3 protein-coding genes and 1 pseudogene are annotated in these 3,819 nt (G+C 32.2%); all 4 read left to right on the top strand.

Annotation, left to right across the window (positions count from 1 at the left end; translation table 11 throughout):
• A pseudogene (locus tag JCM15579_RS20470) lies at positions 1 to 341 on the top strand (hypothetical protein); the annotation flags it as partial.
• A 43-nt stretch (positions 342 to 384) separates the two neighbouring features.
• Positions 385 to 1,647 carry a nucleotide sugar dehydrogenase gene (locus JCM15579_RS19815; protein ID WP_083464788.1) on the top strand — a complete coding sequence of 421 codons (1,263 nt, stop codon included), beginning with the start codon at positions 385 to 387 and terminating at the stop codon, positions 1,645 to 1,647.
• 35 nt (positions 1,648 to 1,682) lie between these two features.
• Positions 1,683 to 3,002 carry a lipopolysaccharide biosynthesis protein gene (locus tag JCM15579_RS19810; protein ID WP_054723029.1) on the top strand — a complete coding sequence of 440 codons (1,320 nt, stop codon included), beginning with the start codon at positions 1,683 to 1,685 and terminating at the stop codon, positions 3,000 to 3,002.
• A gap of 49 nt (positions 3,003 to 3,051) precedes the next feature.
• The coding region (locus JCM15579_RS19805; RefSeq protein ID WP_157471577.1) for a glycosyltransferase at positions 3,052 to 3,819 on the top strand (768 nt) is incomplete at its 3' end.

Raw genomic sequence — 3,819 nt, 5'->3', positions numbered from 1 at the left:
TAATCGGCGATAAAGGAACTGTAAAGGTGGCAGGTCAATATATGAATGAAGTAGTTTATTGTGATATTGAAAGTTATGAAATGCCAGAATTAAAACCATCTAATCCACCAATTGATTATGGAGCTTACAAAGGATCTGCTCAAAACCACCATTATGTAATCGCAAATGTTGTTAACAAGCTTCAAAATAAAGCAGTGATTGCAACTAATGCACTCGAAGGCCTAAAGGTTGTTGATATTATTGAACGAATTTATCAGTTGCGCGATTTGACAAGTATTAAACGTAAAAATGGTTGGGTTAAGCAATTTAATGCGGAAGAAATTAAACGCAAGATATCCTAGACCTTATTAATTAATTCTGCCTTTAACTCTAAATATTTGGGAAATGAAGAATGTTAAAATTGCTATTATAGGACTTGGGTATGTTGGTTTGCCCTTAGCTGTTGAATTTGGAAAGAAATTTCCAACACTTGGTTTCGATATTAATAAGAAAAGGGTAAACGAGTTGAAATCGGGAAGAGATTGGAGAAAAGATCTGGTTAATGAGAACTTAAAATCATCAGTTTATTTACAATTTACTAGTGATCCTGATCAATTAAAAGGACACAATGTATATATTGTTGCAGTGCCAACTCCTTTAAATAAAAACAAACATCCTGATTTAAGTCCTTTGTATGAAGCCTCAAAGTATATCGGTAAGGTGCTTAAAAAGAACGATGTAGTAATTTATGAATCAACCGTATACCCTGGAGCTACTGAGGAGGATTGTGTTCCGGTATTAGAGAAATATAGCAGATTAATCTATAACAAAGATTTTTTTTGCGGTTATTCACCAGAAAGAATCAATCCTGGAGATAAGGTTCATACCCTTACTACAATTTGTAAAATAATTTCCGGTTCAACACCTAAAATCACGGATTTCATCGATCAATTGTATAAATCAATTATAACAGCCGGAACTTATAAAGCATCATCAATTAAGGTTGCCGAAGCAGCCAAAGTAATTGAAAATGCACAACGTGATATCAACATAGCATTTGTAAACGAGTTAGCAGTTATTTTTAACAAGTTGGGCATTGATACAAATGAGGTTTTGGAAGCTGCTTCTACAAAATGGAACTTTTTACCTTTTAAACCAGGCTTGGTAGGTGGTCATTGCATTGGGGTTGATCCTTATTATTTGGCACATAAATCATTAGAGGTTGGGTATAATCCTCAAATATTGTTGGCAGGCAGAAGGCTGAATGATGAAATGGGATCTTTTATAGCTTTTAATGTGATTAAAGAGATGGTGAAAAAAGGATTTAGGATTCCAGGTTCAGATGTTTTGGTAATGGGTATAACCTTTAAAGAAAACTGTCCTGATATCAGAAATTCCAAAGTAATTGGATTGATAAAAGAATTGGAGGATTTTGGTTGCAAGGTTGATGTTTACGATCCTTGGGCAGACCCATTGGAAGTAAGGGAAAAATACAATTTGAAAATCATACCTTATTTAAATGGCAACAAATATGATGCTGTGGTTGCAGCAGTAGCTCACGATGAAATTAAAAATGTAAATATAAAGAAACTAAAGAATGGACATGATGCTGTGATTTATGATGTTAAAGCAATTTATCCGCGTGATTTGGTTGATGGCAGACTTTGAAACCAAACTAATGCTAACCATATAAATCCTATTTTTTGAACGGGGAAAAATTTAAAATATACAGGAAGATTTTAGCGGGAAGTGGAATTCTATTTTCATCAAATGCGATAGCTTCCTTTCTTGGTTTTATTGTATTGGTTGTAATTGCCAAAAAAATCAGTATAGAAGAGTTTGGCGTTATTGGAATTATTCAATCTTACACATTAACGGTTGGAACTTTACTAAATTTTCAAACTTGGCAAACGATTATTAAATATTACCCTCGGATCAAGAACAATTCTGAGTTGGTACAATCCTTGCTAAAGTATTCTTTTCGTCTCGATTTTATAACAGCCATTATCGCTTTTGTTTTTGGGATTGGACTTCTGGAATTAGTCTACCAAACCATAAATTTACCGGAGATTTATAAGCATTGTGCACAAATTCATTTGCTTAGTATTTTAACGAAACTAAATGGAACTGCTACAGGATACTTGAGGGTTCTCGATAAATATCACTTATTCTTTAAATCACAAGTTATTGCAGGATTTGTAAAGTTATCTTTGGTCATGCTAGTTCTTTGGATGAATCTTGAATTTGTCTATATAATTGTTGCTTTCGTTTTAGCAGAAGTAACTTATGATATCGTATTAAATATCAGTTTTTATAATGTATTAAAAGAGGATTCTCTGCATCGCTTTTTAAACAAGAAAATCAGTCTGATTAAAGAGAAATACAAAGATATTTTTGATTTCTCGTTATATACCAATTTTATTTCATCATTTGACACCATTATTTTCCAAGCAGATGTCTTAATAGTATCTGGCTTTTTTGGTGTTAGTTATGCAGGATGTTTTAAAATGATAAAAGTGATTGTTGGTTTAATAAATAGGCTTTCCGGTCCATTGTCTATAACCATATCACCAATAGTTAGCGAATTTATTGCTGAAAATAAGCTCAAGGAACTTCGATCTAACCTATTAAAGTCATTTCTTTTTCTAAGCATTTTGTTAGGAATCGGGTTTGGTGTGTTCTTGTTATTAGATGAACTAATCGTAGAATTGGTTTTTAGCAAAGAATATCTGCAATATATCTACTATCTCGATTTTGCCATCTTTAACTTATTTGTAGGTATTGTATTTATGGGAATTCATCCAGTAACCAATTTTCTGGGATACCACAGGCAGGTTCTCTACATAATTATAGTCTTGTCATTACTTTATTTATCCTTGATATACCTGTTTAGCAGTAGTATTGGATTTGAGATTGTTTTTATCGCTCAATTAGTTCAAATATCAATGGTAATACTTTCAAAACTTTACTTAAGTAATAAAAAATTAGATTTGATTACTATACCAAAATTAAGTACAGGTTGAATGATTTTAAGCATGCATTTCAATATTTAAACATTCAGATATTTTGAATATGAAAAAGGTAGTTAGCGTAATTTATTCTCTAAGTGTAGCTGGAGCTGAGAATGTTTGTCTAAATATTAGTTCCAACATAAATAAAGAGAAATTTGAAGCTTATATCATCACAATTTTTGATGAGGCTCCTTTGCTTACGCAGTTGCAGAATCAAGAGAATGTTAAAGTTATATCCTTAGGAGTACAATCAAAATCAAGATATTGGATTTTTTCACCAAAGGTATTTCTTAAGTTTAGAAAAATAGTAAAGAGCATCAATCCCTATATCATTCACTCTCATTTATGGGGAGTTGGAACATATATGCTGCTGACAATTATTGGTTTAGGTATTAAAAACAGAATTGCAACGATTCATACTTCTGGTGGGCATTATAAATCGTCTTATTGGTTTTCAAGAATTGATAGGAATGTGGAGAAATGGACTTATAAGCTTTTAAAATTTAAGTTGGTTTGTGTGAGTGAAGAAGTTCGGAAAATGATTCTGCAAAAACTAAAGATTTTGAATCCGATAAAAATTAACAATGGTGTCGATTTGAATTATTTTAATCCGATTGGGAACAAGCAAGGTATTGGTTCACATTACCCCGTAATTGTTCATGTTGGTCGCTTTTTAAAAGCCAAAAACCATTGGGATATGGTTCGTTCGTTACCAGCTTTGAAAGAGAAATATCCAAATTTTAAAATGTGTTTCATAGGTGCAGGGGTCGAAGAAAATTTGAAAGAATATTGTGAAGAAAACCAGATTCTTGATAATGTCAGGTTTTTG

Source organism: Marinifilum fragile JCM 15579 (assembly GCF_001310955.1).
Taxonomy (GTDB): Bacteria; Bacteroidota; Bacteroidia; order Bacteroidales; family Marinifilaceae; genus Marinifilum; species Marinifilum fragile.
Note: the sequence above shows the minus strand (reverse complement) of the source record. Positions and strands in the feature narration are given on the sequence as shown.